This window comes from Mycobacterium sp. 1164985.4 (assembly GCF_001668575.1).
Classification (GTDB): Bacteria; Actinomycetota; Actinomycetes; order Mycobacteriales; family Mycobacteriaceae; genus Mycobacterium.
Map to the genome: position 1 here is coordinate 36,104 of NZ_LZMD01000115.1, position 25,062 is coordinate 61,165.

Genomic DNA, 25,062 nt, shown 5'->3' on the forward strand with positions numbered 1-25,062 from the left:
GCACGGCCGTCGTAGTCAGTCCTGCCGAGCTTGGTAGATGTCGGGCACACCGTCGTGGTCGGCGTCGGCGGTCTCCTGCTCGTAAATCGCACGATATTGCCTGTTCCGCAGCCTCAACAGGACAGCAGCGAGCATCGCAGAGGCCAGCGATCCCGTCAGAACCCCGATCTTCACGAATTCGTCACGTTCGGACCCGATGCCGTAGGCCAGATCGCCGATCAGCAGTGACACGGTGAAACCGATACCGGCCAGCATGGCGATGCCGAGCACGTCGATCCACCGGATCGCCGAGTCGAGGTTGGCCCGCGTGAGGGCCGCCAGCACCCGGGTCGTTAGGAAGATCCCGACGGGTTTTCCGATGATCAGGCCCAACACGATGCCGAGCGTGATGGGGTCGGTCATGGCCTCGGTGAACCCGGTGTAGCCGCCGATGTTCACCCCCGCGGCGAAGAAGGCGAACACGGGGACCGCGACACCCGCCGACAGCGGCCGCAGGCGGTGTTCGAAGTGCTCGGCGAGGCCCGGCCCCGCGTCCGGCCCGCCCGCGGCCTCCGAGCGGACCACCGGCACCGTGAAGCCGAGCAACACTCCCGCGACGGTGGCGTGGATTCCCGACTCGTGCATCAAGGCCCAAGTGGCCAGCGCGAGCGGGACGAGCAGCCACCACGACCGGATGCGGCGCTGCACGCACAGTGCGAACAGGGCGAGCGGCGCCATCGCCGTCGCCAACGCGGGCCAGTTGATGCCTTCGGTGTAGAAGACGGCGATCACCAGCACCGCGAGCAGGTCGTCGACGACGGCGAGCGTCAGCAGGAACGTGCGCAGCGCGGACGGGAGGTGTGTCGAGATGACGGCGAGCACCGCGACGGCGAAGGCGATGTCGGTCGCCGTCGGGATGGCCCAGCCGCGGAGTGCGCCGTCGCCGACGTGGGCGGTCACCGCGACGAAGATCAGCGCCGGCACGACCATTCCGCCGACGGCGGCGGCGATGGGCAGGGCCGCGCGGGCGGGGTCACGAAGATCGCCGGCGACGAACTCGCGTTTGAGCTCCAACCCGACCACGAAGAAGAACAGCGCCAGAAGCCCGTCGGCAGCCCAGGTGCCGAGCGTCAGGCTCAGGTGCATGCCGAACGGTTCGCCGCCGACCTCGAGATCGCGTAAGGCGAAGTAGCTCGCCGACCACGGGGAGTTCGCCCAGACGAGGGCGACGGCCGCCGCCACCAACAGCAGCGCGCCGCCGACGGTTTCCTTGCGCAGGATCGAGGAGATGCGATCGGTCTCGGACCACGAACCGCGCGAGAAGAGCGTCCGCTGTGCGAACCGGCGGAGTGGACTAGAGGTCACGGCGGGTCCCGATCTGTGTTTCGCGGTCGACAAAGAATCGCCGACCAGACTTCCCGGCACACCTGTCGCTCAACGTATCAACGCGAGGTGCGCCACGCAGCGGTGGGCATCTCGGCTAGCTTGAACCGCGATGATCGTCGAACGTCAGAGCACCGTCGACGCGCCCGCCGCGCGGGTGTGGGAGCGCATCGTCACGCCGGAGGGCATCAACGACGAACTGCGGCCGTGGATGAGCATGTCGATGCCGCGCGGTCGCAAGGATCTGACCGTCGACACCATTCCCGTCGGCGAGCCCGTGGGCCGTTGTTGGATGCGGTTGTTCGGTGTGCTGCCATTCGACTACGACCATCTGACAATCGCTGAATTGTGGCCCGGCCGTGGGTTTCACGAGGTATCGACGATGTTGAGCATGCGGCTGTGGCGGCACGAACGCTCGCTGGAGCCGGTGGGCGAAGGGCGAACCGTGGTGCGCGATCGGCTCACCTTCGAACTTCGCACGCCGCTGCGAGTGCTCACGCCCGTGATCGCGGCGGGAATCGGGGCGCTGTTCGGGCACCGCCAGCGCCGGCTGGCGCGGTACTTCGGCTGATCGTCAGATCGCGATGCGGCGCGGCCGGTCGGATCCGGGCCAGACATAGTCGAGATCGTCGGGCACGTCGGGAAAGAATTGGCGATAGTGCTGCGGATCCTTGCGGACGAGCACCGACTGATGGCTGCGGTGAAACACCGGATCGCCGAGCCACGGCGGCACCTCCCCGGCCGTCGCCAACTCACCCTGCGTGCGCGGGCTGCCGATGCCGGTCGTGCGGGTGAGGTCGGTGACCATCGTCGTCGCACACGTGTCGGCGTGTCCCAGCCGGCACCATGCGGCGCAGATGTCGAGCCCGTAGCGGACCAGGGCCTCTTCGTAGCCCGCCCACATCGCCGCCGCGGGGTGATGACGCCAGCCGTAGCCCGGCACGGTCAGCGCGCGCACCACCTGGATGGCCTCGACCCGCTGCTTGCCCAGCCGCTTCGTGTCCAGAACGCGGGCGGTGTCGTCGAAGCCCGGGCAGGGCAAAAACGTCTGCATTCTCGGCGGGGTACCCGTTTGGCCACGTTCATTCTGCGTCCCGGGCGCGGAAGACAGGTCAATCTACGCCCTGGGCGCAGAGTCAGCGCACGAGGACCGCGACGCACTCGACGTGGTGCGTCAGCGGGAACGAGTCGAACACCCGCAGCTCTTCCACGGCGTACCCGTGCCCGCGATAGAGCCCGACGTCTCGTGCGAATGACGCTGCCTCGCAACCGATGTGGACGATCCGCGGGACCTCGGCGGCCGCCAGCAGATCGATCACCTCGCGACCCGCGCCCGTCCGCGGTGGATCCAGGACCGCGACATCGGCGCGATCTTGCTGAGCAGCGACCGCTCGGCGCACCGAGTCGGTGATCACCGACACCCATCCCATGTCGCCGAGCGCCGCACGCGCCGCGCGCGACGAGCCCCTCGAGGTGTCCACCGTGAGGACCTTGCCGCTCTCCCCGACCCCTTCGGCCAGCACAGCCGCGAATACCCCCGCGCCGCCGTACAAGTCCCACGCCGTCATACCCGGGCTCAGCTGGGCCCAGCCGGCCACCAGCTCGCTGTAGAGCCGAGCGGCGTCGCGATGCGACTGCCAGAACGCGGTCACCGGCACGCGCCACGTCCGGTCGCCGACCCGCTGCACCGCTTCGTATTCCCCCTCGACCACCCGGGTCGGGGCCTTGTGGCCGCTGCTGCGCCCTCGCGGCCCGGACTGCACTACGTGGCGCGTGCCCTCGTCGTCGATCGCGACGTGCAGCTGCGAGCCGGGCGGCCAGGTCCGCTCGGCCAGCCCGTCGACCATGCCGTGGGGCAGCTGCGCGCAGTTCAGGCCGGTGACCAGCTCTGCGCTGTGGAAGCGGTGAAAGCCGGGCCGGCCCTCGATGGTGGTGTCCAATCGCACCCTCGTCCGCCACCCGGTCGCGGCGCCGTCGCCGACCGGCTCGGCAGTGGCGTCGGCCTCGTCGCGCCAGTGGAATCCACCCAGCCGCGCCAACTGGTTGGCGACGACGGCGCCCTTCAGTGCGCGGACCGCCGCCGGCTCGGCGAAGGCCATGTCGCAGCACCCGGCGCCGTCCGCTCCGGCGATCGGGCACAGCGAGTCGATGCGGTCAGCCGAGGGCTCGATGACCTCGACGGTGTCGGCGTGCAGATACTTTCCGCGGTCCGCGACGACCCGCACCCTGACCCGCTCGCCGGGCAGCGCGTAGCGGACGAACACCACGCGGCCGTCGTCCCGCGCCACACAGCTGCCACCGTTGGCGGGCGGGCCAGTGGTGACGGTGAGCTCGAGGCCCGTCGATCCACCCTTGTCTTCGGTCAATCCAGGAATCCCCTGCGCGCGTCGCCAGGCGCCGAATGAGGTTGCAGCGTCTTGAGCCGCTCGGAGGAACTCAACTGCCACGGCACCGACGTCACCATCACGTTGGGCTCGAACAGCAGCCGGCCCTTGAGCCGAAGGGCGCTCTGATTGTGCAGGACCTGCTCCCACCAGTGACCGACGACGTACTCGGGGATGAACACGGTGACGACGGTGCGCGGCGACTCCCGGCTGATCCGCTTGACGTAGTCGAGCACCGGGCGGGTGATCTCCCGGTAGGGCGAGGCGATCACCTTCAACGGGACGCTGATGTCGCTGTCCTCCCACTTGTGCACGAGCGCGCGCGTCTCGCCGTCGTCGACGCTGACGGTGATCGCCTCCAACGTGTCCGGCCGGGTGGCCCTGGCGTAGGCCAGCGCGCGCATTGTCGGCAGGTGCAGCTTGGACACCAGCACGATCGCGTGGTTGCGGCTGGGCAGCACCAAGTCGGTCGCGTCGGCGGCCTGTTCCTCGAGTTCGCGCGCCACCGTGTCGTAGTGCCGGTGGATCAGCTTCATCGTCACGAAGAGAATAGTCATCGCCAGGATCGCGATCCACGCACCCGCAACGAATTTCGTCACCACCACGATCACCAGCACGGTGGCCGTGCACGCACAACCGATCGCGTTGATCACCCGGGACCGCATCATCTTGCGCCGGATGACCGGCTCGGTCTCCGTGCGCAGCAGCCGCGTCCAGTGCCGCACCATGCCGACCTGGCTGAGGGTGAACGACACGAACACCCCGACGATGTAGAGCTGGATCAGCGCCGTCACTTCGGCGCGGAACGCCACGACGAACGCGATCGCGGCGAAGGCCAGAAACAGGATGCCGTTCGAGAACGCGAGCCGGTCCCCGCGGGTGTGCAATTGCCGTGGCAGGAAACGATCCTGAGCGAGGATCGAACCGAGCACCGGGAAGCCGTTGAACGCGGTGTTGGCGGCCAGCAGGAGGATCAGCGCCGTGACGGCGGCGATGAGATAGAGCCCGGGGGCGAAGTCGTGGAACACCGCGTCGGCCAACTGCGCGATCAGGGTCCGCTGGTGGTAGTCCGGCGGGGCGCCGACGAGTTGTTCGTGCGGTCGCTCGGCGATCTGTACGCCGGTTTCCTTGGCCAGCATGATGATGCCCATGAACAGGGTGACGGCTACCAGGCCGAGCAGCGCCAGCGTCGTTGCGGCGTTGCGCGACTTCGGCTTCCGGAAGGCCGGCACCCCGTTGCTGATCGCCTCGACGCCAGTCAGCGCCGCACTGCCCGACGAGAACGCCCGCGCCACAAGGAAAACCAGCGCGAAGCCGAGGATCTCGCCGTGTTCCGCATGCATCTCGAAGTCGGCGGATTCGGCCCGAAGCGAATCACCGAGCACGAAGATCTGGAAGAACCCCCAGCCGAGCATCACGAACATGCCGACCATGAACGCATACGTCGGAATGGCGAACGCGGTTCCGGATTCCCGGATCCCGCGCAGGTTCAACGCCGCGACGAAGAGGATCGCGATCACGGCGAACAACACCTTGTGGTGGTTGACGAACGGCACGGCCGAGCCGATGTTCGACATCGCCGAGGACATAGACACCGCGACCGTGAGCACGTAGTCGACCAGCAGCGCGCTCGCCACGGTCAGCCCGGCCGTCGGCCCGAGGTTGGTGGTGACCACCTCGTAGTCCCCGCCCCCGGACGGATACGCGTGCACGTTCTGCCGGTAACTGGCGATTACGACCACCATCACGCCGGCCACGGCCAGGCCGATCCAGGGTGTCATCGAGTAGGCGGCCAGTCCCGCCACCGACAGCACCAGGAAGATCTCCTCGGGCGCGTAGGCCACCGACGACAGGGCATCGGAGGCGAAGACGGGAAGCGCTATCCGCTTCGGCAGCAGAGTGTGCGAAATCCTGTCGCTGCGAAACGGCCTGCCGAGGACCACCCGCCGCGCGAACCTGGATAGCTTGGACACGAGTGCCAAGGGTAAGCCCAGCAGCAATTGCCCGTCGGAAAGCTGTAGCGTTCGACTGCGCGGGTTCGACAGCAGGAAGGACCGTGGAGTGCGTGTAGTGGTGATGGGTTGCGGCCGGGTGGGCGCGTCGCTCTCGGACAGCCTCTCCCGGATCGGCCACGACGTCGCGGTCATCGACCGGGACAGCACGGCGTTTCACCGGCTCTCGCCGGAGTTCTCCGGGGAGCGGGTGCTGGGTATGGGCTTCGACCGCGATGTGCTGCTGCGGGCGGGCATCGAAGAAGCAGGCGCATTCGCCGCGGTGTCGTCGGGCGACAACTCCAACATCATCTCGGCGCGGGTCGCCCGCGAGACGTTCGGAGTCGAGCGTGTGGTGGCCCGCATCTACGACGCCAAGCGCGCCGCGGTCTACGAGCGGCTGGGCATCCCGACGGTGGCCACGGTGCCGTGGACGACGGATCGCCTGCTCAACGTGCTGACCCGCGAGACCGAGACCACCAAGTGGCGTGACCCCACCGGCAACGTCGGCGTCACCGAATTGGCGCTGCACGAGGCGTGGGTGGGCCGGCGGATCACCGACCTCGAGGCGGCCACCGGCGGCCGGGTCGCGTTCCTGATCCGGTTCGGCGCCGGTCTGCTGCCGGACGCCAAGACCGTCATCCAGGCCAGCGACCAGGTCTTCATGGCCGCGATCGCCGGGCACATCGCCGAGGCCCTGGCCATCGCGGCGCTGCCGCCGAGCGAGGACCTCGAGGGATGAAGGTCGCCATCGCCGGGGCCGGCGCCGTCGGCCGGTCCATCGCCCGCGAACTCGTCGACACCCACGAGGTCACACTGCTCGAACGCAATCCCGACCACATCGACGTCGACGCGATTCCGGCGGCACAGTGGCGGCTGGGCGACGCGTGCGAGCTGACCGTGCTCGAATCCGTTCAGCTCGAGCAGTTCGACGTGGTCATCGCGGCCACGGGTGACGACAAGGTCAACGTGGTGGTCAGCCTGCTGGCCAAGACCGAGTTCGCCGTGCAGCGGGTGGTGGCCCGCGTCAACGATCCGCGCAACGAGTGGTTGTTCGACGAGAGCTGGGGCGTCGACGTGGCGGTGTCGACCCCCCGCATGCTGGCGTCGCTCGTCGAGGAGGCGGTCGCGGTCGGCGACCTGGTGCGGCTGATGGAGTTCCGCAAGGGTCAAGCCAACCTCGTCGAGATCACGCTGCCCGACGACACCCCGTGGGGCGGAAAACCGGTCAAGCGCCTAGAACTTCCGCGTGACTGTGCGCTGGTGACGATCCTGCGCGGCCCGCGCGTGATCGTGCCCGAGTCCGATGAACCGCTCGAGGGCGGCGACGAGTTGTTGTTCGTCGCGGTCGCCGAGGTCGAGGAACAGCTGCAGGATCTGCTGCTGCATCCGCAGCAGCGCTGATCTCAGCGCGCGAGGTGCGCCGGTGGGGGCGTCGCGCGGTCATGACAGCCGGCGGTGGACTCCGGCCGTACCCGAGCGAGGTCGCACTGCTCGTTGCGGATGCCCACCGCCGCGACAAGTCCCGCCACCGCGAAAAGCGCGGCGGTCACCAGTGCGCCCCGCGGGAATCCGTCGAAATCGACTGCGGCACCGACGATCACGCCGGTGAGCGCGACCGCGATCAGTCCGGAGATCCGCGAGATCGCATTGTTGACCGCCGATCCGATGCCGCTCTGCGCCGGATCGACGGCGGCCAGCACCGCGGCCGTGAGCGGTGAGACGGTGATCGTCAGCCCAAGACCGAACACGACGAGCCCAGGCATCAACTGGGTCCAGATGTCAACCGGAGGGTGGGCCGTCGACATCCACAGGAAACCGGCCGCTGCGACGATCGGCCCCACCGCCATGAACAACCGCGGACCGTGCACGCCGGCCAGCGTGCCGAACCGCCGCGCCAGCAGGAACGACAGCACGGGGATCGGCAGAGTCACCAGGCCGGCCCGTGTCGCGGACAGTCCGACGGTCTCCTGGAGAAACAGCGCCACGATCAACATGCCCAGCGATACCCCGGCGTAGAGGAACACGGTCGCCAGGTTGCCGACCGCGAAGTTACGGGCGGCGAAGATCGCGGACGGCATCATCGGATGCGCCGCGCGTCGCTCCCAGATCGGGAAGATCGCCAGGCAGATCCCGCCGAGCACCAATCCGGTTGCCACCGCCGGATGCGTGAATCCGAGGCGCTGCCCCTCGATGAGCCCGTACACCACACCGCTGAGCCCGACGGCGTTGAGCGTCGCCCCGACACCGTCGACACGTCCCCGGCCGCCCTCCCGATTGCGGTTCTCTGGCGGCAGTTTGGTCATGAGATACAACGTCACCGCGAGCGGAACGAGATTCACCCCGAAGATCCACCGCCAGTTCAACGCGTCGACCAGGACGCCGCCGAGCACCGGGCCGATGACGAACGCCGTACCCGTCCACGCGGTCCAGGTTCCGATCGCCCGCGCCTGGGCGGCGCCGGAGAACCGCGCGTTGATCATGGCGAGCGAACTGGGGACCAGGAACGCCGCGCCTACGCCCTGCAGCACCCGAGCCGCGACCAGCACCCACCCCGAGGGCGCCACCGCGCACAGCACCGACGAGACCGCGAAGATCAACAGGCCCATCCGCAGAACCCTGCTCCTGCCGAACTGGTCGGACACGGCGCCGGCGACCAGGATCAAGGCGCCCAGCGCCAAGAGATAACCGTCGAGGACCCACTGCTGCAGTACCAGCCCGCCGCCGAATGTCCGGCCGATCGCCGGAAGCGCAAGGTTGACCACGGACCCGTCGAGGAACGCCACGAACGAGGCGAGCACCGCGACCGCGATGAGCGGCCGATCGGTGGCCTCAGCGGGCATCCGGGTGGGTCGCGTCGCCGAGCTCGGACGGCGATCCCCCGTGCGCGGTGACGGAGGCCTCCCGCGCGTCGACAGCCTTCTGTGCGGACCGGATCGCCAGGTAGGTCACCACCGCGGCGACGGCGGTCAGCGGCCAACCCATGGAGATGCGCGCGACGCCGAGCCACCCGGTCTGGTCAGCGTCGTAGAGGTGCCGCTGCACGACGAAGCGCGAGGCGAACACCGCCACCCAGAACAAGGTTGCGACGTCGAACGCCGTGACCGCCCTTCGGACATGGCGCCAGTCACGACCGTGCCCGTTGACCCAACTCCAGACGTAGCCGACGACCGGCCGACGGATCACCACCGACAGCGTGAACACCGCCGCCCAGAGCAATGATGACCAAATGCCAAGCAGGAAATAGCCTTTCGACTCCCCCATGATGTAGGCGATCAACGCACAGATTCCCACACCGAAGAAGCCGGAGATGGCGGGTTGCGCCGTTTCCCGCCGAGCCAGCCGCCACGCCAGGATGATTCCGGCCACGCCGAGCGCGGTGACGATGGCGGGGATCAGTCCGACGAGTTGGGACACCGGGACGAACGCGACGACGGGTAGCGACGAATAGATCAGGCCGCTGATCCCGCCCATCTGGTCGAGGACGGCGTTCGCCTTGGTCGGCTGCTGGGTTCTGGACTGCCCCGGTTCGGTTCCGGGGTCGCTCACTTCTGGATCTCGTAGTGCGGGTTGTAGATGGCCTTGGCGCCGTTGTCGAGCTTGCCGACGCGTCCGTGCACCTTCAGGGTTCGGCCGGACTCGATCCCGGGGATGCGGCGCTGACCGAGCCAGACGAGCATCACCGAATCGGTGCCATCGAACAGTTCGGCCTTCACGCCTCCGGCGCACGCCTTGCCGTTGCACTCCACGCTTCGCAGGGTGCCGATCATCGTGACTTCTTGGCCGCGTTCACAGTCGATCGCCTTCTGGGCGCCGGTCATGGCGGCTTCGTCGCTCAGCTCCTCGACGTCCAGTTGCTCGGGGTCTTCCGTCAACCGCCGCGTGAGCCGGCGCAGATAACGTTCGGCCGTCGCCATGGCCTCTCCTGACTATCCGCAGATCCACCTTGGACCTACCCCGATAATCGCCACGGTAACCCTCTCAGTTACGAGATGCCACGCGGGGTCACCTCGGCACGCCGAGCGGTTTTCGCCCACGGCAGGATCGAGTCATGACGGTCACTCTGCGCGGCGTCACCGCGGTGCTGCTACCTGGCACGGGCTCCGATGACGACTTCGTCTACCGGGCCTTTTCCAGTGCCCTGCACGAGCAGGGTGCGACGCTTGTCACACCGCCGCCACAGCCGCACCGTCTCGTAGACGGCTACCGGGACGCACTCGACAACGCGGCGCGGGCAGGACCCATTGCGGTGGGGGGCGTGTCGATCGGCGCGGCGGTCGCGACTGCGTGGGCGTTGACGCATCCGAGCCGGGCGGTGGCGGTGCTCGCGGCTCTTCCGGCGTGGACCGGCTCCCCGCAGCACGCCCCCGCGGCGGCCGCGGCGCGCCATTCGGCGGAACTGCTGCGCCGCGACGGGCTAGCGGCCACCAGCGCAGCGATGCGGGCGTCGAGCCCGCGGTGGCTGGGCGACGAGCTGACCCGATCATGGCTCGGGCAATGGCCGTCGCTGCCGGAGGCGATGGAGGAGGCGGCGAACTACGTCGCGCCCACGTGTGAGGACCTGCAGCGGCTCGTCGTCCCGCTCGGCGTGGCGGCGGCACCCGACGATCCGGTGCATCCGATCGAGGTGGCCGCCGAGTGGGTGACTGCGGCGCCCCAGGCGGCACTGCGCACGGTCACGCTCGACGAGATGGGCGCCGATCCGGGAGTGCTGGGCGCCGCGTGCGTGGCCGCGCTACTGGAGGTTTGACGTCCTACGCGGAGTGGGTCGCTGACGGGTCTCCGGTCAGCCGCCGGTGATCGTCCGCAGCTGCTGCATCGCGGAGCCCTGCTCGCTGCGGCGCGCGACCGGTTCTGGCGGGCCGGCCTGCTGGGCTTCTTGAGCCTGCTGGGCGGCGGCCTGCTGTGCCGCGGCGGCCTCGCGCAGTTGGTTGGCCATCGGCTCAGGCAGCTCGACCGCCAGCGGGGTGCGCACCGGCAGCGGGGTCTCTCCGCGCCGAACGACGGTGTCGGCCAACGCTTCTCGAGCTTCGGCGGCGAGTGCGTCGATGTGTTCCTGCGGGCCGTTGACGACGCAGCGGATCATCCACCGGTAGCCGTCGACGCCGATGAAGCGCACCACGCCCGGCTGTCCCTGCTGGGCCGCCTGGGCCTGTTTGGCGGACGCGACGCCGACGACCTCGCGACCCCACGGCCCGTCCTGGATCGATACCTCGGCGCCGTCCTTACGCAGCGACTCGGCGAGTTCGGAGGCGATTTCGCGCCACAGACCGCTGCTCTTGGGGGCGGCGTAGGCCGCGACGGTGAACCGGCCGTGCGGGGTGACGACCCATACCGCACTCGGCACTCCCTGCGGGGTGAGCTCGACCTGCACCTGCCCGCCCTCGGGCAACGGGATCAGGACCGAGCCCAGGTCCAGCCGGCCGGCGGCAGCAGTCTCGGCGTCGTCGAAGTCTTCGATGTCGAACGGGCCGTCCAGTTCGTCGTCGACGGCGTCCTGCTCGACGACCTCCTCGACGTCGTCGGGCGTCTCGTTGTCTTTGCGTTTACCGAATGCCATCTCACAAACTCGCATGTCCGCCGGAGGAACCGTGGCCGCCTTCACCACGGGTGGTTTCACCGAGACCGGCCTCGTCGAACGACGTGACCTCGACCAGCTCGGGCAGTTCGACCCGTTGAACCAGCAACTGTGCGATGCGGTCGCCGCGGTGCACGATGATCGGTTGCTGCGGATCGAGGTTGATCAGCGACACCTTGATCTCGCCGCGGTAGCCCGCATCGATGGTGCCTGGGCTGTTGACTATCGAAAGCCCAACGCGCGCAGCCAAACCCGAACGGGGATGCACCAATCCGACCATCCCGTGTGGGATCGCCACCGCGATGCCGGTCGGAACCAGCGCACGCTGCCCGGGCGCCAGGTCGACATCGAGCGCACTGAAGAGGTCGACGCCCGCATCGCCGTCGTGGGCACGGCTGGGCATCGGCAGATCAGGGTCGAGGCGCACGACCGCCAGAGAAGTGGGCACGACGTCAGAGATTACTCTTGGCCGCGTGTCCGACACGCGCGCCACGACGCAATCCGTGCGCTACCGCGAGCGGCTCTGGGTGCCGTGGTGGTGGTGGCCGCCGGGCCTGGGTCTCGCGGCGCTGATTGCGGTCGAAATCGAGATGGGTGTTCCCGCCATTCCCGGATGGTTGCCGTTCGCGCTGCTGTTGCCGGTCGCCGCGGTCGTCCTGCTGTGGCTGGGCCGCATGGAGGTGCGAGTGGTCAGCGGGCCGCAGGGCACCGAGCTGTGGGCGGGCGCCGCGCATCTGCCCGCCGAGGTGATCGCCCGGTCGGCCGAGGTGCCTCGCAGCGCCAAATCCGCGGCTCTGGGACGTCAACTCGATCCGGCCGCCTACGTCGTTCATCGGGCATGGATTGGCCCGATGGTTCTCATCGTGCTCGACGATCCGGACGATCCCACGCCGTACTGGCTGGTGAGTTGTCGTCATCCGGACAAGGTCCTGGCGGCGCTCCGCAGCTGAGCTGCGAATTTGGGCCGGAGCAGCTGAGCTGCGAATTTGGGCCGGAGCAGCTGAGCTGCGAATTCAGGCGGAGCAGCTGAGCTGCGAATTTGGGCCGGAGCAGCTGAGCTGCGAATCGGGACCGGTGGGTGAACCGCGAGCGACTAGGCGGCGCAGTCCGAACAGATCATCACGCCGTTCTTCTCGCTGGCCAGCCGGCTGCGGTGGTGGACAAGGAAGCAACTCGAGCAGGTGAATTCGTCGGCCTGCTTCGGGATCACTCGCACCGACAGCTCTTCGCCGGACAGGTCAGCGCCGGGCAGCTCGAAGGACTCCGCGGATTCCGACTCATCGACGTCCACAACCGCCGACTGGGCCTCGTTACGCCGCGCCTTCAGCTCCTCGAGCGAATCTTCCGAGACATCATCGGTCTCGGTACGCCGTGGGGCGTCGTAATCGGTAGCCATCGTGGTCCCCTCCGGATAAACCTTGTGCAGCAGAGCTTTGTACCAGCGTCGAACGCATCCACCAAACGATTCGTGCCCGTATGAGTACCCGTTGCACTGTGATTTATGTCACATACCGGATCATCCCACGCGAAGAACCCGGGAGCAGGGGCTTTAGAGTGCAGGCGTGGTCGCGCAAATCACAGAGGGAACCGCGTTCGACGAACACGGGCGCCCCTTCCGACGGCGGAACTACCTGCCGGGCATCTTGTTGCTGGTCGCGCTGTCGGTGGTGACGCTGCTCGTATGGGTCATCGCGCTGAGCCGACCCGCCGACGTGCCCGAGGCCGCCATCTGTAATCCGCCGCCCGCACCCGCCGACCCGAACGCCCCCGCCCCGAGGCTGGGTCAACAGATCTCGAGCGCCGACATGGTCGAGGTCAGCCCCGCCCGACTCGCCGACACCAAGATCCGGGTGCTCAACGCCAGCGGCCAAGGCGGGCAGGCCGCCGAGGTAGCCGGCGCCCTGAAGGACCTCGGGTTCGCCGAGCCCACCGCGGCCAACGACCCGATCTACACCACCGCCCGCCTGGAATGCCAGGGGCAGATCCGATTCGGTGAGGCCGGACGCGCCGCGGCCGCCGCGGTGTGGCTGGTCGCGCCGTGCACCGAACTGTTCCAGGACGACCGCGAAGACGACACCGTCGATCTGGCTCTCGGTACCGACTTCAGCGAGCTGAGCAGCAGCGACGACATCGAAGCCGTGCTGGCCAGCCTGCGGCCCGACGCGACCCAGGCATCCGACTCGTCGCTGTTGTCCAAGGTTCACTCGGGAACCTGCTGACGTCTATCTCGCTGTCCGACAGCGGATTTCGATCTTTTATGGTGCGCCGGCACGACGCAGCAGGTCATCGAGCGCAGCAGCGACGCCCGGTGCGGCGGCCGTGATGAACCCCGGCCCGCCGGTCGCCCCACTCCCCTGCGGCTGACGTAGCGCGGCACCCGCCTCCGCCGCGATGAGCGCTCCGGCGGCCCAGTCCCACAGGTGCACGCCGTTCTCGTAGTAGGCGTCGAGTTGACCCGCCGCCACCATGCACAAGTCCAGGGCGCACGATCCGATCCGGCGCACATCGCGCACCTCGGGCAGCACCAGCGTCAGCACCTCCGCCTGGCGGGCCCGCTGGTCGCGGTCGTAGGAGAATCCGGTGCCCAACAACGACATTGAGAGATCGTCGGCGGCGCTCGCACGCAGCGGTGTGGTGCCGTCGGCGCCTCGCACATGCGCGCCGTGGCCGAGAGCGGCCGAGTACACCGTGCCGGCGGGCACGTTCGCGACCGCGCCCGCCACCGAATTTCCGTTGCGCTGCACGGCCACCGACACCGCATACGCCTCCAACCCGTAGACGAAGTTGACCGTGCCGTCGATCGGATCGAGCACCCAGGTGAGGGCGTCCCCACGCGCAGGCGAACCGCCTTCTTCCTCGCCGAGGACATGCTCACCGGGACGCAGCTCGGCCAGCCGGTCGCGGATCAGCCGCTCGGTCTCGGTGTCGACGACCGTGACCGGGTCGGTGGGTGAGCTCTTGGTCCGCACACCGGGGGCGTCGTGTGACGGGCCGTCGAAAACCTCTGCACGACGCCGCCGCACAAAAGCGGCCGCTTCGGTGGCGAGCTGCTCGGCGACCGAGCGCAGCTGGACGGGATCGGCGTCGTGTTGAGGCATCCATCCATCGCAGCATGTCCGCCCGGTGTTGTCGCCGACTGTGTGCCCCGACAGGCCCGCGTAGCCTCCGCCGAGCCACTAATGTGTGGGACGCATACCTGGCTGCGGCACGCCTGCCCGAAGTAGAGGAGCGCACATGACCGCGACCGATCCGCCCTCCGTCGTCCCGAGTGTCAACGGCAGCCAACGGCGGGGGTTCGGGATCGATGTCGGCGGCAGCGGTGTCAAGGGCGGCATCGTCGACCTGAATACCGGGCAGTTGATCGGCGATCGATTCAAGCTCGCAACACCGCAGCCCGCGACCCCCGAGGCGGTGAGCAAGACCGTCGCGGCCGTCGTTCGCGAGTTCGGCTGGACGGAGAAGGTCGGAGTCACCTACCCCGGGGTCGTCACCGACGGCATCGTGCGCACCGCCGCCAATGTCGACAAGGAATGGATCGGCAGCAATGCCAGCGAGTTCTACAGCAGGGCCCTCGACGGGCAGCCCGTCACGGTTCTCAACGATGCCGACGCCGCCGGTTTGGCCGAAGAAAAGTTCGGCGCGGGGCGGGACAACACGGGCGTCATCGTGCTGCTCACCTTCGGCACCGGCATCGGCTCGGCTGTGATCCACAACGGGGCGCTGCTGCCGAACACGGAGTTCGGTCACCTCGAGGTGGGCGGAAAAGAAGCCGAGCACCGCGCCGCCTCGTCGGTCAAGGAACGCAAGGGCTGGAACTACGAGCGGTGGACCGTCGAGGTGACGAAAGTGCTGGTAGCCATCGAAAACGCGATTTGGCCGGACCTGTTCATCGCCGGTGGTGGAATCAGCCGCAAGGCCGAGAAGTGGATCCCGCTGCTGAAGAACCGCACGCCCGTCGTGGCGGCCGCCCTACAGAACACCGCGGGCATCGTGGGCGCCGCGATGGCCGCTGAGGTGGACGTCACAGCTACCGCCAAGTAGCCACGCCGAAGTCCCGATATTTGCCGGTGGAGGCGGCGTTATCCCACACTGTCGTTACAATGGTCGATGGCGGCCGCAGCCTGGATAGCGGCGATTATCAACCGCCAATATTCGACAGCCAACGCTCATCGATGGGGCACACCTCCCCCGCGCTTCGCGGTGGGCCCAGCCCACGATGAGTAGCACAAGGAAAGGGTGTTCGTGGCAGCGACAAAGGCAAGCCCGGCAACCGATGAGCCGGTGAAGCGCACCGCTACCAAAACCGCCCCCGCCAAGAAGACCGCGGCGAAGTCGGCCAATGGGACGGCGCCGGCCAAGAAAGCCACCAAGACCCGCGCCGCCACCAAGGCGCCGGCCAAGAAGGCCGCCAAGGCACCCACCTCAGGCAAGGCACCCGCCAAGGCGGCGAAGGCCGCCAAGACGGCAGCACCGCGCGGACGCGCCAAGAAAGCCACCGTCGGCGAACCCGACAACACCAAGCTCGACGGCGAAACCGACGAACTCGAGACCGACGACCTCGAAGCCGAACCCGACGAGGATCTCGCGGCCGAGGACGCCGACATCGACCTGGAGGATCTCGAGGTCGACGACGAGGCCACCGAGGACACCGCGGAGGCCGCGGAGGCCGCCGAGGGCGACGCCCCCGCCGCCGAGGCCGGCGACGAAGCCGTCGCCGAGGACGACGAGATCGCCGAGCCGACCGAGAAGGACAAGGCGTCCGGCGACTTCGTCTGGGACGAAGAGGAATCAGAGGCGCTGCGGCAGGCCCGCAAGGACGCCGAGCTCACCGCGTCCGCCGACTCGGTGCGTGCGTATCTCAAGCAGATCGGCAAGGTCGCGCTGCTCAACGCCGAAGAAGAGGTCGAGCTGGCCAAGCGCATCGAGGCCGGGCTGTACGCCACCCAGTTGATGGCCGAACTCGCCGAGAAGGGCGAGAAGCTGCCCGCCGCGCAGCGCCGCGACATGATGTGGATCTGTCGCGACGGTGACCGCGCGAAAAACCATCTGCTGGAAGCGAACTTGCGACTGGTGGTGTCGCTGGCCAAGCGCTACACCGGCCGCGGAATGGCGTTCCTCGACCTCATCCAGGAAGGCAACCTGGGTCTGATCCGCGCCGTCGAGAAGTTCGACTACACCAAGGGTTACAAGTTCTCCACCTACGCCACCTGGTGGATCCGCCAGGCGATCACTCGTGCGATGGCCGACCAGGCCCGCACCATCCGCATCCCGGTGCACATGGTCGAGGTGATCAACAAGCTCGGCCGCATCCAGCGTGAGCTGCTCCAGGATCTGGGTCGCGAGCCCACGCCCGAAGAGCTGGCCAAGGAAATGGACATCACGCCGGAGAAGGTGCTGGAGATCCAGCAGTACGCACGTGAACCGATCTCGCTGGACCAGACCATCGGCGACGAGGGCGACTCGCAGCTCGGCGATTTCATCGAGGACTCCGAGGCCGTCGTAGCTGTCGACGCGGTGTCGTTCACACTGCTGCAGGATCAGCTGCAGTCGGTGCTGGAGACGCTGTCCGAGCGAGAGGCCGGCGTCGTGCGGCTGCGGTTCGGGCTCACCGACGGTCAGCCGCGCACGCTCGACGAGATCGGTCAGGTGTACGGCGTGACCCGCGAGCGGATCCGCCAGATCGAGTCGAAGACGATGTCAAAGTTGCGCCACCCCAGCCGTTCTCAGGTGTTGCGCGACTACCTCGACTAGTCGCGTTACGCCGGCCGCGGTGGCGGCGGCGGTCCGACCCTGTTCAGCTGGAATTCGTTGGCGCCGTTATAGGCGTCCCCACATATCCCCGGTTCGTGGTAGGAGCGCACGCCCTTTCCGCTGGCGGCATCCCAGGCGTAGTTCATGGGTAGGTCGTGTTGTGAGCCGTCCTCACAGGTGAGCGCATCGGGTGTCAGGGTGTCTCGAATGATCCACCAGCCGACCTGCCAATAGGCGTTCGCGCTCCATCCCGGCGACTTCCGCTCGGTGTCGCCCGCGCCGTACTCGGTGACGTGCACGCACTGGAACGCATCGCCTTCACAGGGCGTGACCACCCACGTCGTCGGGCCCCACTCGTAAGCGGCTTCGTAGGTGCCGAGCGCATTCTGTGTGATCTGGTCCGTGCCGTTCGCCGGGGCGGCTACACCGATCGCCACCATCCCTGCCGCGACGACAAATGCCGCCGCGGTCACCCCCCTGCTTCCCATGCCCACTCCTTCGTGTCCGGCTCGCGTGTCGGCAGTATGCAACGCGGGCGACCGGGCCTGGACGCAATTACGATCAACGGGGGGCCCGCGAGTGTTGGGGCGAATGACGCGATCTCACGGGACGGCCCGTCGCGACACGTTCCCGTTCGTCCAGGGCTAGCAAACGCACCCGGCGTGGAACCTGTAGTGTTTCCCGCCGTGCCGAATAAGCCTGCGATGGTTCCGCCCATGCCCGTGGTCCGCGTCGTCAACCGGGTGCGCGCAACCCTGCAACATCTTCACCGCTCTACGGTGCCCGCGAGCGTCGCCATCCTCGAAATGGCGACCGGTGCCTGGCAGACGCAGACAATGTACGTCGCCGCGAAACTGGGCGTCGCCGACGAGCTCGCGAGCGGGCCGGCACGCGCCGCCGACATCGCCGAGCGGGTCGGAGCGGACCCCGATGCGCTGTACCGGCTGATGCGGGCGCTGTCGTCGAAGGGCCTTCTCGACCATCACCGTGACGACACGTTCAGCCTGACCAAGGTCGGAGACGCCCTGCGCACCGACCACCCGGAGTCGATGCGCGACATGGTGTTGTTCATCGGGCACCGGGCTCGCTGGGAGGACTGGGGCAGCCTGCTGCATTCGGTACAGACCGGCGAACCGTCGGTCATCAAGTTGCGCGGCATGCCGTACTTCGACTACCTGGACACCGATCCCGACCTGGCCCAGGTGTTCAACAAGGCGATGACGGCCACGAGCGGCATCACCAACGAAATCGCCCTCGGCCAATACGATTTCAAGGACTTCAAGTTGATCGTCGACGTCGGGGGCGGCCACGGCCTGCTGCTGTCGACCATCCTGAACGGCGCGCCCGATGCCCGCGGCATCGTCTACGACCTGCCGTCAGTGGTCACCGACGCCCCCACGACGTTCAAGGCCGCGGGAGTAGCGGACCGCTGCATCGCCGAGGGCGGTTCGTTCCTGGAGCGGGTTCCCGAAGGCGGCGACGCCTACGTGATGAAGAACATCATCCACGACTGGGACGACGCCAACTCGCTGACGATCCTGCGTAACGTCCGCACCGCGATCGCCCCTCATGGCAAGCTGCTGCTGCTGGAAATGGTTCTGCCGGAACGGGCCACGCCGTTCATCGGTTTCCAACTGGACCTCGAGATGCTCGTCACCGTGGGCGGCAAGGAGCGCACTCGCGCCGATTACTCAGATCTGTTGCGCCGCGCGGGTTTCCGGCTCGACCGCATCATCGACACCGTCACGCCGATCTCGATCGTCGAAGCGTCCCCGATCTAACCTTCACCGCCTCCTGTCGCGCACCTTGTACGTCGACGGCCACGATTCGCGCGTCTCGTCGCCGGTCAGCGGAATGCCTTTGCTTCCGATCTTGATGTCGTAAGCCTCCTTGCCGGGGCCTACCTCCCGGTTGGCGTGCTCGGTGGCCAGATACATCAACTGGTCGATCTCGGCTTCGGCGAATGCGACGAACGACGTCTTGCGGACGATGTCGTCCGCGCCGGCGGCGATCCGGTCCGGCAGCACCCGCGTCGCGAACGCCGCACCCGCCACCAACGCGAACGGGATGACCCAGTAGCAGAGGAAGGAAAGCGGTGTGTCGGTATCCAGGACCGTCGCATCGCGGTCGACGATCGGTGGGATCGCCGACGACACCGTCATGCCGCCGAACGCCGCCACCCAGATCCAGGTCAGCTGCGAGGTGATGCGGGCGAACAGGTCGCTCTTGACGACATGAGCCTGCTGCCCCGCTTCGGCGAACTCCCGCACGAACGGCTGGCCGATCAAGACACTGGTGAGCGTCACGAGGAAGATCCCCAGGTTGCTCAGCGGAAAGATCCAGCGTTCGAGGAACGATTCGTCGAGCACAAAGGTCAGCACCGTCAGCACCAGAAATGTTGCCAGAGCGCCGATTTCGAGCATCTTTCCGGGACCGCCCCGCAGCTGTCCCAGCGTGAAACCGGCAACCGCGACCGCCAGAGCGATCAGCACCGCGACGGTGAACGGAACATTGCCGACGAGCACCCAGTAGACGATCCACGGTGCCAGACCTAACAAAATGCCCACGATTTGTAATTGTACGTAGGGTCGGTCCGGCCTCGTGCGTGAACTACTTTGAAGCCATGCCAGAGCGGCGCAACATCGCTTCCAGCTCGCAGTATGAGGCTGCGGTGGGCTACTCGCGGGCGGTGCGCACCTGCCCCTACGTCGCCGTGGCAGGCACCACGGGCGTTGGAGTGGACGTCGCCGCTCAGACACGCGACGCCCTCAAACGCATCGAGACCGCCCTGCACGAGGCGGGCGCATCGCTGTCCGACGTGGTACGCACCCGCATCTACGTCACCGACATCTCGCTGTGGCGCGATGTCGGGGCCATGCATGCCGAAGTGTTCGGCGACATCCGTCCCGCGGCCACGATGGTGGAGGTGGCCGCGCTGATTGCGCCGGACCTCCTCGTGGAGATCGAGGCCGACGCCTATGTGAAGGACCCGAACTAGGGCGCCAGCGGAGCGAACCGCCCATCGGCATCGGGCAGATAAGAAGTGACGCGGATCACAGCCCGGATCGGCAAAGGCCCGTACAGATGTGGGAACTCCATCCCCACGGGATCAGCGGGTACACCGGATTCCCAGCGAACCGGAGAGGACAGTCGTGCGGCGTCGATGTGGAGCAGCACCAGATCGGTGCGACCGGCGTACAGCCGGTTGGCCGGCAGATGCACCTGCTCGGGTGTCGAGAGATGCACGAAACCGACTGTGGCCAACGAATCGGGGCGATGCTCGCCGTGCGCTCGGGCGGACCGCCATTCGTCTTTGCTACACAAGTGGACCAGAACCGTGGGCGCCGAGTTCATATCGCCAGCCTGCCGTGTCGGCAACTCGAGGTAACGGTGAGACACGACACACCGGTAAAGCCTTTGGGAACAACGCCGAAAGTCAAAACGTCTGAGACAGTAGATGCACGCGACAGTACGGAGGTCCGCAATGACGAACGCAACGCTCACCAGTCCCCCACTGACCCGGGCTGACCGCTGCGATCGTTGCGGCGCCGCTGCACGGGTTCGCGCGAAGCTTCCCTCGGGAGCGGAGTTGCTCTTCTGCCAGCACCACGCGAACGAGCACGAGGCCAAGCTGATCGAACTGGCCGCCGTCCTCGAAGTCAGCCCGGTGGAGGCATAGCGCCCGACACGGCTGACAGCCGCTCTGGGCAGGAGCACCATTCGTCAGTAATGCTGGACTGGTCATGAGTGACCAGCCTCGGCCGCTGCCGACGAAGCCGTCGCGCCACCACATTCGGCACATCGTGCGGCGCACCTTGTCCAAGAGCTGGGACGACTCGATCTTCTCGGAGTCCGCGCAGGCGGCGTTCTGGTCTGCGTTGTCGCTTCCCCCGCTACTTCTCGGAATGCTCGGCAGCTTGGCGTACATCGCTCCGCTGTTCGGGCCCGAGACGCTCCCGATGATCGAAGACCAGATCATCGATACCGCCGCGCGCTTCTTCTCCACCAACGTGGTGACCGAGATCATCGAGCCGACGGTGCGCGACATCGTCAAAGGTGCCCGCGGTGAGGTGGTGTCGGTGGGGTTCGTGATCTCGCTGTGGGCGGGGTCGTCGGCGATCTCGGCGTTCGTGGACTCGATCACCGAGGCGCACGACCAGACGCCGTTGCGCCATCCGGTGCGCCAGCGGTTCTACGCGCTGGGCCTGTACGTGGTGATGTTGGTCGGCGCGATTCTCGCGGCGCCGTTCATCGCGTTGGGGCCGCGCAAGATCGCGACATTCATCCCCGACAGCTGGGACCACATCCTGCGCTTCGGGTACTACCCGGTGCTGATCCTGGGGCTGATCGTGTCGGTGAACATCCTCTACCGGGTTTCGCTCCCCAAGCCGTTGCCGTCGCACCGGCTGCTACTGGGCTCGATCCTGGCAACCGTGGTGTTCCTGCTGGCGACGTTCGGGCTGCGCTTCTACCTGACGTGGATCACCGCGACCGGCTACACCTACGGAGCGCTGGCGACGCCGATCGCCTTCCTGTTGTTCGCGTTCTTCCTCGGATTCGCGATCATGATCGGGGCAGAACTCAACGCCGCCATCCAGGAGGAGTGGCCCGCCGCGGACACCCACGCCAAGCGGTTCCGGTGGTGGCTCAAGGAGAAAGCGGACTCACTCAACGGCGCCTCGGCCGAGGAGCCGGCGCCCGCCCCGAGCACAGCGGCCGACCGCGCTACTTCTTGAGCTTCTCGTAAATGCGCTTGCACTCCGGGCACACCGGCGAACCCGGCTTGGCCGACTTCGTCACCGGAAACACCTCACCGCACAAGGCGACGACGTGGGTTCCCATCACCGCGCTCTCGGCGATCTTGTCCTTCTTGACATAGTGGAAGAACTTCGGGGTATCGCTGTCAGTCCCGTCGTCGACGCGTTCGTCGGTGTCGGTGCGCTCGATCGTCTGGGTTTGCATGACGACCATTTTGCCCGTAAGAAAACCGACCCGTACAGCGGAGCCACAATGTGGAACAGTGGAGTTATGAAACAAAGCCCCGAGCTGAGTTTCGATGACGACGGTCGGCCCGTCCTGATCACTCGCGCCGCTCCCGCCTACGAGGAACAGCACCGCCAACGGGTTCGGAAATACCTGACGATCATGTCGTTTCGCATCCCGGCCCTCGTCCTGGCCGCAGTCGCCTACGGCATCTGGCACAACGGGCTGATCTCGCTGGCCATTCTGGTCGGTTCGATTCCCCTGCCGTGGATCGCCGTTCTCATCGCCAACGACCGCCCGCCGCGCCGTCCCGAGGAGCCGCGTCGCTACGACAACCGGCACCGCTCGCCGGAGGTCGCGACCGCCGAGCGGCCAGCGCTGGAACACGGGACCATCGCCGCGCCGCAACCCGGGGGGCGCACCGCGAACGGTGATGTTCCCAGCTGAGACGCTTCTATCGCTTTTCTAAGGACATTCTCAGGTCCTCGCCGAGAAACCGCTGATCAGAAGGTGTGAACCAGCCAATGGCTGGGAACTCTTTGGACCTCGTGGGCGTTGTAGCTCATGACAGTTCGACTTGATCAGGAGGCCGTCATGGCAAATGCCAGCACCATCCGCGTCGACCAAGACCTGGACGCCCAGAGTCCAGCGGCTGACCTCGTGCGCGTGTACCTCAATGGCATTGGCAAAACGGCCTTGCTCAACGCCGCCGACGAGGTGGAGCTCGCAAAGCGCATCGAGGCAGGGCTTTACGCCAAGCACCTGCTCGAGACGCGGAAGCGCTTGGGAGAGAACCGCAAACGTGATCTTGCCGCGGTGGTCCGCGACGGTGAGGCCGCACGACGCCACCTCCTCGAGGCCAACCTGCGCCTCGTGGTGTCGCTCGCGAAGCGCTACACGGGCCGCGGGATGCCGCTGCTCGACCTGATCCAGGAAGGCAACCTGGGCCTGATCCGGGCGATGGAAAAGTTCGACTACACCAAGGGATTCAAGTTCTCGACGTACGCCACGTGGTGGATCCGACAGGCGATCACCCGCGGCATGGCCGACCAGAGCCGCACCATCCGGCTTCCGGTGCACCTCGTCGAGCAGGTCAACAAGCTCGCTCGAATCAAGCGCGAGATGCATCAAAACCTCGGACGCGAAGCCACCGATGAGGAACTTGCGGCCGAGTCGGGCATCCCGGTCGAGAAGATCACCGATCTGCTCGAGCACAGCCGCGACCCGGTGAGCCTCGACATGCCGGTCGGCAGCGACGAGGAAGCCCCCCTGGGCGACTTCATCGAAGACGCCGAGGCAATGTCCGCCGAGAATGCGGTCATCTCCGAGCTGCTGCACACCGACATCCGGCACGTGCTCGCCACGCTCGACGAGCGCGAGCAACAGGTGATCCGGCTGCGGTTCGGCCTCGATGACGGCCAGCCCCGCACCCTCGACCAGATCGGCAAGCTGTTCGGGCTCTCCCGCGAGCGGGTCCGCCAGATCGAGCGCGAGGTCATGGCCAAGCTCCGCAACGGCGAACGCGCGGATCGGCTCCGCTCCTACGCCAGCTAGAAGCCCCGATGATCCCCGCCGGCGTCAACCGGCGGGGATCGTGTCGTCTCGAGCCGGTGTCGCAGACGTAACAACGCAGTTCAGACCCTCCAGCCGGTAGACTCACCTTCGACGGAGGGTTAGCGCAATGAATGATCTGGTCGACACCACAGAGATGTACCTGCGGACGATCTACGACCTCGAGGAAGAGGGCGTAGTACCCCTGCGTGCACGCATCGCGGAACGTCTCGATCAGAGCGGCCCGACCGTCAGCCAGACGGTGTCTCGCATGGAGCGCGACGGCCTGTTGCACGTCGCCGGGGACCGCCACCTCGAGCTGACCGAGAAGGGGCGCGCTCTCGCCGTGGCTGTCATGCGCAAGCACCGACTCGCCGAGCGGCTGCTCGTCGACGTCATCGGGCTGCCCTGGGAGGAAGTCCACGCCGAGGCTTGCCGCTGGGAGCACGTGATGAGCGAGGACGTCGAGCGTCGGCTGGTTCAGGTGCTCAAAAACCCGACCACGTCCCCGTTCGGCAACCCGATCCCCGGGCTGTCCGAGTTGGGCCTGGTCAGCACCTCCTCCGACCGTGACCCCCTGAACCTCGTGCGCCTGACCGAACTGCCGGCGGGAATGCCCGTCGCGGTGGTGGTGCGGCAGCTGACCGAGCACGTCCAGGGCGACGTCGACCTCATCGGCCGACTCAAGGAGGCGGGCGTGGTGCCCAACGCCCGCGTGACCGTGCAGACCAACGACCACGGCGGGGTGATGATCGTGATCCCCGGCCACGAACAGGTCGAACTGCCTCATCACATGGCGCACGCCGTCAAGGTCGAGAAGGTCTGACCCAGCCGATCGTGCTCCTGCCCGCCAGCCGGCGATCAGCCGGCCCGCCTCCCGAACGCCTGGCGCGGCGGTAACCGCACGCCCAGTTGGTCGGCCAACCGGTAACCCGTGGTTGCCAGCTCCCGAATCCGCTCCGGCCGCAGGCCGGACTGCAGCGCGGTGTCGAGCATCCCCGCCATCCGATGCGTGCCGTCACACCGCAGAGCCGCCTCCAGCGACACTCCGGCCAGCGGACCGTCGCCACGCGCGTACGCCGAGAACGCCAGCAGTACCAGGGCCTCGACCCGCCACTGCTCCGGAAGCCGTCGCGACATCTCCGCCCACAACGCCTCGGCTTGTGGCGCACGCTCGCCGACCGCGAGAGCGTAGAGCGTGTCACGGACCCCGCCCATGCGGACACGCTGGCTGTCCGCATCGATGATGCGCGAGCGGCACGAGCGAACGCCGACGCCTGCCGCGACATCGAGGCGGTGATGGCGGCCGCCGCCCGTGTCGCCGACGGCGACGCGTTGTCCGACGAGACGCTGGTCCGGATCGCGGCGGCTCTGACGGATCTGCAGGTCCGTGACACGCTCTACGCTCTCGCGGTCGGCGAGCGTGCGCCACAAGCCGAGGCGTTGTGGGGGCATATGCCGC

At 67.4% G+C, this 25,062-nt stretch carries 31 protein-coding genes and 1 pseudogene; 16 read left to right on the forward strand and 16 right to left on the reverse strand.

Annotated features, from left to right (window positions below):
* Positions 1 to 15: 15 nt before the first annotated feature.
* Complete coding sequence (nhaA, locus tag A5650_RS25595) at positions 16 to 1,344, reverse strand: Na+/H+ antiporter NhaA (RefSeq protein WP_067298915.1); 1,329 nt, start codon at positions 1,342 to 1,344, stop codon at positions 16 to 18.
* A gap of 130 nt (positions 1,345 to 1,474) precedes the next feature.
* On the opposite strand from nhaA, the gene A5650_RS25600 reads away from it, so the two are divergent.
* On the forward strand, positions 1,475 to 1,933 hold the full coding sequence (locus tag A5650_RS25600; RefSeq protein WP_067298917.1) for an Rv1443c family protein: 459 nt from the start codon (positions 1,475 to 1,477) through the stop codon (positions 1,931 to 1,933).
* 3 nt (positions 1,934 to 1,936) lie between these two features.
* Here the strand turns inward: A5650_RS25600 and A5650_RS25605 are convergent, their stop codons facing one another.
* From A5650_RS25605 to A5650_RS25615, 3 genes are all read right to left on the reverse strand, one after another.
* Positions 1,937 to 2,416, reverse strand: coding sequence for an MSMEG_6728 family protein (locus tag A5650_RS25605; protein ID WP_067298919.1), 480 nt, complete (start codon positions 2,414 to 2,416; stop codon positions 1,937 to 1,939).
* A gap of 82 nt (positions 2,417 to 2,498) precedes the next feature.
* Positions 2,499 to 3,728 carry a class I SAM-dependent RNA methyltransferase gene (locus tag A5650_RS25610; RefSeq protein WP_067298921.1) on the reverse strand — a complete coding sequence of 410 codons (1,230 nt, stop codon included), beginning with the start codon at positions 3,726 to 3,728 and terminating at the stop codon, positions 2,499 to 2,501.
* Positions 3,725 to 5,719 carry an APC family permease gene (locus A5650_RS25615; protein WP_067298923.1) on the reverse strand — a complete coding sequence of 665 codons (1,995 nt, stop codon included), beginning with the start codon at positions 5,717 to 5,719 and terminating at the stop codon, positions 3,725 to 3,727. Before A5650_RS25615 ends, A5650_RS25610 begins: the two co-directional genes overlap by 4 nt.
* An 88-nt stretch (positions 5,720 to 5,807) precedes the next feature.
* On the opposite strand from A5650_RS25615, the gene A5650_RS25620 reads away from it, so the two are divergent.
* On the forward strand, positions 5,808 to 6,479 hold the full coding sequence (locus tag A5650_RS25620) for a potassium channel family protein (RefSeq protein WP_082950946.1): 672 nt from the start codon (positions 5,808 to 5,810) through the stop codon (positions 6,477 to 6,479).
* On the forward strand, positions 6,476 to 7,141 hold the full coding sequence (locus A5650_RS25625; RefSeq protein ID WP_067089878.1) for a potassium channel family protein: 666 nt from the start codon (positions 6,476 to 6,478) through the stop codon (positions 7,139 to 7,141). The genes A5650_RS25620 and A5650_RS25625 overlap by 4 nt, the downstream gene beginning before the upstream one ends.
* Before the next feature lie 2 nt (positions 7,142 to 7,143).
* On the opposite strand, the gene A5650_RS25630 is transcribed toward A5650_RS25625, so the two are convergent.
* From A5650_RS25630 to A5650_RS25640, 3 genes are read right to left on the reverse strand one after another with little or no spacing between them, the layout of a single operon-like run.
* Positions 7,144 to 8,580 (reverse strand): MFS transporter, encoded by a 1,437-nt coding sequence (locus A5650_RS25630; RefSeq protein ID WP_067298927.1) that lies wholly within the window; start codon positions 8,578 to 8,580, stop codon positions 7,144 to 7,146.
* The gene (locus A5650_RS25635) at positions 8,570 to 9,286 is read right to left on the reverse strand and encodes a DUF3159 domain-containing protein (RefSeq protein ID WP_067298930.1); all 717 of its coding nucleotides are present in this window, start codon (positions 9,284 to 9,286) and stop codon (positions 8,570 to 8,572) included. Before A5650_RS25635 ends, A5650_RS25630 begins: the two co-directional genes overlap by 11 nt.
* Complete coding sequence (locus tag A5650_RS25640) at positions 9,283 to 9,654, reverse strand: OB-fold nucleic acid binding domain-containing protein (protein WP_067089886.1); 372 nt, start codon at positions 9,652 to 9,654, stop codon at positions 9,283 to 9,285. The genes A5650_RS25635 and A5650_RS25640 overlap by 4 nt, the downstream gene beginning before the upstream one ends.
* Before the next feature lie 134 nt (positions 9,655 to 9,788).
* On the opposite strand from A5650_RS25640, the gene A5650_RS25645 reads away from it, so the two are divergent.
* Positions 9,789 to 10,487, forward strand: coding sequence for an alpha/beta hydrolase (locus A5650_RS25645; protein ID WP_067298932.1), 699 nt, complete (start codon positions 9,789 to 9,791; stop codon positions 10,485 to 10,487).
* Positions 10,488 to 10,523: 36 nt separating this feature from the next.
* Here the strand turns inward: A5650_RS25645 and A5650_RS25650 are convergent, their stop codons facing one another.
* Complete coding sequence (locus tag A5650_RS25650) at positions 10,524 to 11,297, reverse strand: DUF3710 domain-containing protein (RefSeq protein WP_067298935.1); 774 nt, start codon at positions 11,295 to 11,297, stop codon at positions 10,524 to 10,526.
* 1 nt (position 11,298) lies between these two features.
* Positions 11,299 to 11,763 (reverse strand): dUTP diphosphatase, encoded by a 465-nt coding sequence (dut, locus tag A5650_RS25655; protein WP_067298937.1) that lies wholly within the window; start codon positions 11,761 to 11,763, stop codon positions 11,299 to 11,301.
* Between the two features lie 25 nt (positions 11,764 to 11,788).
* Between dut and A5650_RS25660 the strand changes: the two genes are divergently transcribed.
* Entirely contained in the window at positions 11,789 to 12,265 is a 477-nt protein-coding gene (locus tag A5650_RS25660; protein ID WP_067298939.1) for a DUF3093 domain-containing protein, read from the forward strand.
* 143 nt (positions 12,266 to 12,408) lie between these two features.
* Here A5650_RS25660 and A5650_RS25665 read toward each other — a convergent pair whose 3' ends face one another.
* Positions 12,409 to 12,711, reverse strand: coding sequence for a DUF4193 domain-containing protein (locus tag A5650_RS25665; RefSeq protein WP_014815424.1), 303 nt, complete (start codon positions 12,709 to 12,711; stop codon positions 12,409 to 12,411).
* Positions 12,712 to 12,877: 166 nt separating this feature from the next.
* Between A5650_RS25665 and cei the strand changes: the two genes are divergently transcribed.
* Positions 12,878 to 13,534: an envelope integrity protein Cei gene (cei, locus tag A5650_RS25670; protein ID WP_067298941.1), complete on the forward strand. Its 657-nt coding sequence runs from the start codon at positions 12,878 to 12,880 to the stop codon at positions 13,532 to 13,534.
* Between the two features lie 36 nt (positions 13,535 to 13,570).
* Here the strand turns inward: cei and A5650_RS25675 are convergent, their stop codons facing one another.
* Positions 13,571 to 14,413, reverse strand: a complete 843-nt coding sequence (locus A5650_RS25675) for an inositol monophosphatase family protein (RefSeq protein WP_067298943.1) — start codon at positions 14,411 to 14,413, stop codon at positions 13,571 to 13,573.
* Between the two features lie 136 nt (positions 14,414 to 14,549).
* Here A5650_RS25675 and ppgK point away from each other — a divergent pair, with 136 nt between their 5' ends.
* Positions 14,550 to 15,356 carry a polyphosphate--glucose phosphotransferase gene (gene ppgK, locus A5650_RS25680; RefSeq protein ID WP_067298945.1) on the forward strand — a complete coding sequence of 269 codons (807 nt, stop codon included), beginning with the start codon at positions 14,550 to 14,552 and terminating at the stop codon, positions 15,354 to 15,356.
* Between the two features lie 201 nt (positions 15,357 to 15,557).
* On the forward strand, positions 15,558 to 17,066 hold the full coding sequence (locus A5650_RS25685) for an RNA polymerase sigma factor (protein WP_067298967.1): 1,509 nt from the start codon (positions 15,558 to 15,560) through the stop codon (positions 17,064 to 17,066).
* A 5-nt stretch (positions 17,067 to 17,071) separates the two neighbouring features.
* Here A5650_RS25685 and A5650_RS25690 read toward each other — a convergent pair whose 3' ends face one another.
* Complete coding sequence (locus tag A5650_RS25690) at positions 17,072 to 17,554, reverse strand: hypothetical protein (RefSeq protein ID WP_156744349.1); 483 nt, start codon at positions 17,552 to 17,554, stop codon at positions 17,072 to 17,074.
* A gap of 228 nt (positions 17,555 to 17,782) precedes the next feature.
* Here A5650_RS25690 and A5650_RS25695 point away from each other — a divergent pair, with 228 nt between their 5' ends.
* Positions 17,783 to 18,847, forward strand: coding sequence for a methyltransferase (locus A5650_RS25695; protein WP_231992809.1), 1,065 nt, complete (start codon positions 17,783 to 17,785; stop codon positions 18,845 to 18,847).
* Between the two features lie 3 nt (positions 18,848 to 18,850).
* Here A5650_RS25695 and A5650_RS25700 read toward each other — a convergent pair whose 3' ends face one another.
* The gene (locus A5650_RS25700; protein WP_067298951.1) at positions 18,851 to 19,633 is read right to left on the reverse strand and encodes a hypothetical protein; all 783 of its coding nucleotides are present in this window, start codon (positions 19,631 to 19,633) and stop codon (positions 18,851 to 18,853) included.
* Positions 19,634 to 19,689: 56 nt separating this feature from the next.
* Between A5650_RS25700 and A5650_RS25705 the strand changes: the two genes are divergently transcribed.
* Positions 19,690 to 20,064 (forward strand): RidA family protein, encoded by a 375-nt coding sequence (locus tag A5650_RS25705; RefSeq protein WP_067298953.1) that lies wholly within the window; start codon positions 19,690 to 19,692, stop codon positions 20,062 to 20,064.
* Here the strand turns inward: A5650_RS25705 and A5650_RS25710 are convergent.
* Entirely contained in the window at positions 20,061 to 20,420 is a 360-nt protein-coding gene (locus A5650_RS25710; RefSeq protein WP_067298955.1) for a DUF952 domain-containing protein, read from the reverse strand. The genes A5650_RS25705 and A5650_RS25710 overlap by 4 nt on opposite strands.
* A 130-nt stretch (positions 20,421 to 20,550) precedes the next feature.
* Here A5650_RS25710 and A5650_RS25715 point away from each other — a divergent pair, with 130 nt between their 5' ends.
* A complete protein-coding gene (locus A5650_RS25715; RefSeq protein ID WP_064350917.1) occupies positions 20,551 to 20,745 on the forward strand; it encodes a DUF7455 domain-containing protein in 195 nt (64 codons plus the stop codon).
* 64 nt (positions 20,746 to 20,809) lie between these two features.
* Positions 20,810 to 21,802 carry a YihY/virulence factor BrkB family protein gene (locus A5650_RS25720; RefSeq protein WP_067298957.1) on the forward strand — a complete coding sequence of 331 codons (993 nt, stop codon included), beginning with the start codon at positions 20,810 to 20,812 and terminating at the stop codon, positions 21,800 to 21,802.
* On the opposite strand, the gene A5650_RS25725 is transcribed toward A5650_RS25720, so the two are convergent.
* Positions 21,792 to 22,028, reverse strand: a complete 237-nt coding sequence (locus A5650_RS25725; RefSeq protein WP_064350987.1) for a DUF3039 domain-containing protein — start codon at positions 22,026 to 22,028, stop codon at positions 21,792 to 21,794. The two genes, A5650_RS25720 and A5650_RS25725, sit on opposite strands and share 11 nt — an antisense overlap.
* Positions 22,029 to 22,094: 66 nt before the next feature.
* On the opposite strand from A5650_RS25725, the gene A5650_RS25730 reads away from it, so the two are divergent.
* The 3 genes from A5650_RS25730 (at position 22,095) to A5650_RS25740 (ending at position 24,426) form a co-directional block, all read left to right on the forward strand.
* Positions 22,095 to 22,496, forward strand: coding sequence for a DUF3099 domain-containing protein (locus A5650_RS25730; protein ID WP_197501989.1), 402 nt, complete (start codon positions 22,095 to 22,097; stop codon positions 22,494 to 22,496).
* A gap of 147 nt (positions 22,497 to 22,643) precedes the next feature.
* On the forward strand, positions 22,644 to 23,603 hold the full coding sequence (sigB, locus tag A5650_RS25735; RefSeq protein ID WP_067089929.1) for a sigma-70 family RNA polymerase sigma factor SigB: 960 nt from the start codon (positions 22,644 to 22,646) through the stop codon (positions 23,601 to 23,603).
* A gap of 127 nt (positions 23,604 to 23,730) precedes the next feature.
* Entirely contained in the window at positions 23,731 to 24,426 is a 696-nt protein-coding gene (locus A5650_RS25740; protein ID WP_067298961.1) for an iron-dependent transcriptional repressor DtxR, read from the forward strand.
* A 35-nt stretch (positions 24,427 to 24,461) separates the two neighbouring features.
* Here A5650_RS25740 and A5650_RS25745 read toward each other — a convergent pair.
* A pseudogene (locus tag A5650_RS25745) lies at positions 24,462 to 24,812 on the reverse strand (DUF4192 domain-containing protein); the annotation flags it as partial.
* Here A5650_RS25745 and A5650_RS26610 point away from each other — a divergent pair.
* The coding region (locus A5650_RS26610) for a DUF4192 family protein (RefSeq protein ID WP_231992810.1) at positions 24,762 to 25,062 on the forward strand (301 nt) is incomplete at its 3' end. The pseudogene A5650_RS25745 and the gene A5650_RS26610 overlap by 51 nt on opposite strands.

Excerpts from the sequence above, each read along its gene's own strand:
- A5650_RS25650 (WP_067298935.1), bottom strand. The coding sequence starts at position 11,297 with ATGGCATTCGGTAAACGCAAAGACAACGAGACGCCCGACGACGTCGAG.
- ppgK (WP_067298945.1), top strand. The coding sequence starts at position 14,550 with ATGACCGCGACCGATCCGCCCTCCGTCGTCCCGAGTGTCAACGGCAGC.
- A5650_RS25630 (WP_067298927.1), bottom strand. The coding sequence starts at position 8,580 with ATGCCCGCTGAGGCCACCGATCGGCCGCTCATCGCGGTCGCGGTGCTC.
- sigB (WP_067089929.1), top strand. The coding sequence starts at position 22,644 with ATGGCAAATGCCAGCACCATCCGCGTCGACCAAGACCTGGACGCCCAG.
- A5650_RS25705 (WP_067298953.1), top strand. The coding sequence starts at position 19,690 with ATGCCAGAGCGGCGCAACATCGCTTCCAGCTCGCAGTATGAGGCTGCG.
- A5650_RS25665 (WP_014815424.1), bottom strand. The coding sequence starts at position 12,711 with ATGGCTACCGATTACGACGCCCCACGGCGTACCGAGACCGATGATGTC.
- A5650_RS25740 (WP_067298961.1), top strand. The coding sequence starts at position 23,731 with ATGAATGATCTGGTCGACACCACAGAGATGTACCTGCGGACGATCTAC.
- A5650_RS25725 (WP_064350987.1), bottom strand. The coding sequence starts at position 22,028 with ATGCAAACCCAGACGATCGAGCGCACCGACACCGACGAACGCGTCGAC.
- A5650_RS25715 (WP_064350917.1), top strand. The coding sequence starts at position 20,551 with ATGACGAACGCAACGCTCACCAGTCCCCCACTGACCCGGGCTGACCGC.
- A5650_RS25690 (WP_156744349.1), bottom strand. The coding sequence starts at position 17,554 with ATGGGAAGCAGGGGGGTGACCGCGGCGGCATTTGTCGTCGCGGCAGGG.
- A5650_RS25605 (WP_067298919.1), bottom strand. The coding sequence starts at position 2,416 with ATGCAGACGTTTTTGCCCTGCCCGGGCTTCGACGACACCGCCCGCGTT.
- A5650_RS25600 (WP_067298917.1), top strand. The coding sequence starts at position 1,475 with ATGATCGTCGAACGTCAGAGCACCGTCGACGCGCCCGCCGCGCGGGTG.
- A5650_RS25640 (WP_067089886.1), bottom strand. The coding sequence starts at position 9,654 with ATGGCGACGGCCGAACGTTATCTGCGCCGGCTCACGCGGCGGTTGACG.
- A5650_RS25625 (WP_067089878.1), top strand. The coding sequence starts at position 6,476 with ATGAAGGTCGCCATCGCCGGGGCCGGCGCCGTCGGCCGGTCCATCGCC.
- A5650_RS25645 (WP_067298932.1), top strand. The coding sequence starts at position 9,789 with ATGACGGTCACTCTGCGCGGCGTCACCGCGGTGCTGCTACCTGGCACG.
- A5650_RS25730 (WP_197501989.1), top strand. The coding sequence starts at position 22,095 with ATGAAACAAAGCCCCGAGCTGAGTTTCGATGACGACGGTCGGCCCGTC.
- A5650_RS25720 (WP_067298957.1), top strand. The coding sequence starts at position 20,810 with ATGAGTGACCAGCCTCGGCCGCTGCCGACGAAGCCGTCGCGCCACCAC.
- A5650_RS25675 (WP_067298943.1), bottom strand. The coding sequence starts at position 14,413 with ATGCCTCAACACGACGCCGATCCCGTCCAGCTGCGCTCGGTCGCCGAG.
- A5650_RS25695 (WP_231992809.1), top strand. The coding sequence starts at position 17,783 with ATGCCCGTGGTCCGCGTCGTCAACCGGGTGCGCGCAACCCTGCAACAT.
- A5650_RS25710 (WP_067298955.1), bottom strand. The coding sequence starts at position 20,420 with ATGAACTCGGCGCCCACGGTTCTGGTCCACTTGTGTAGCAAAGACGAA.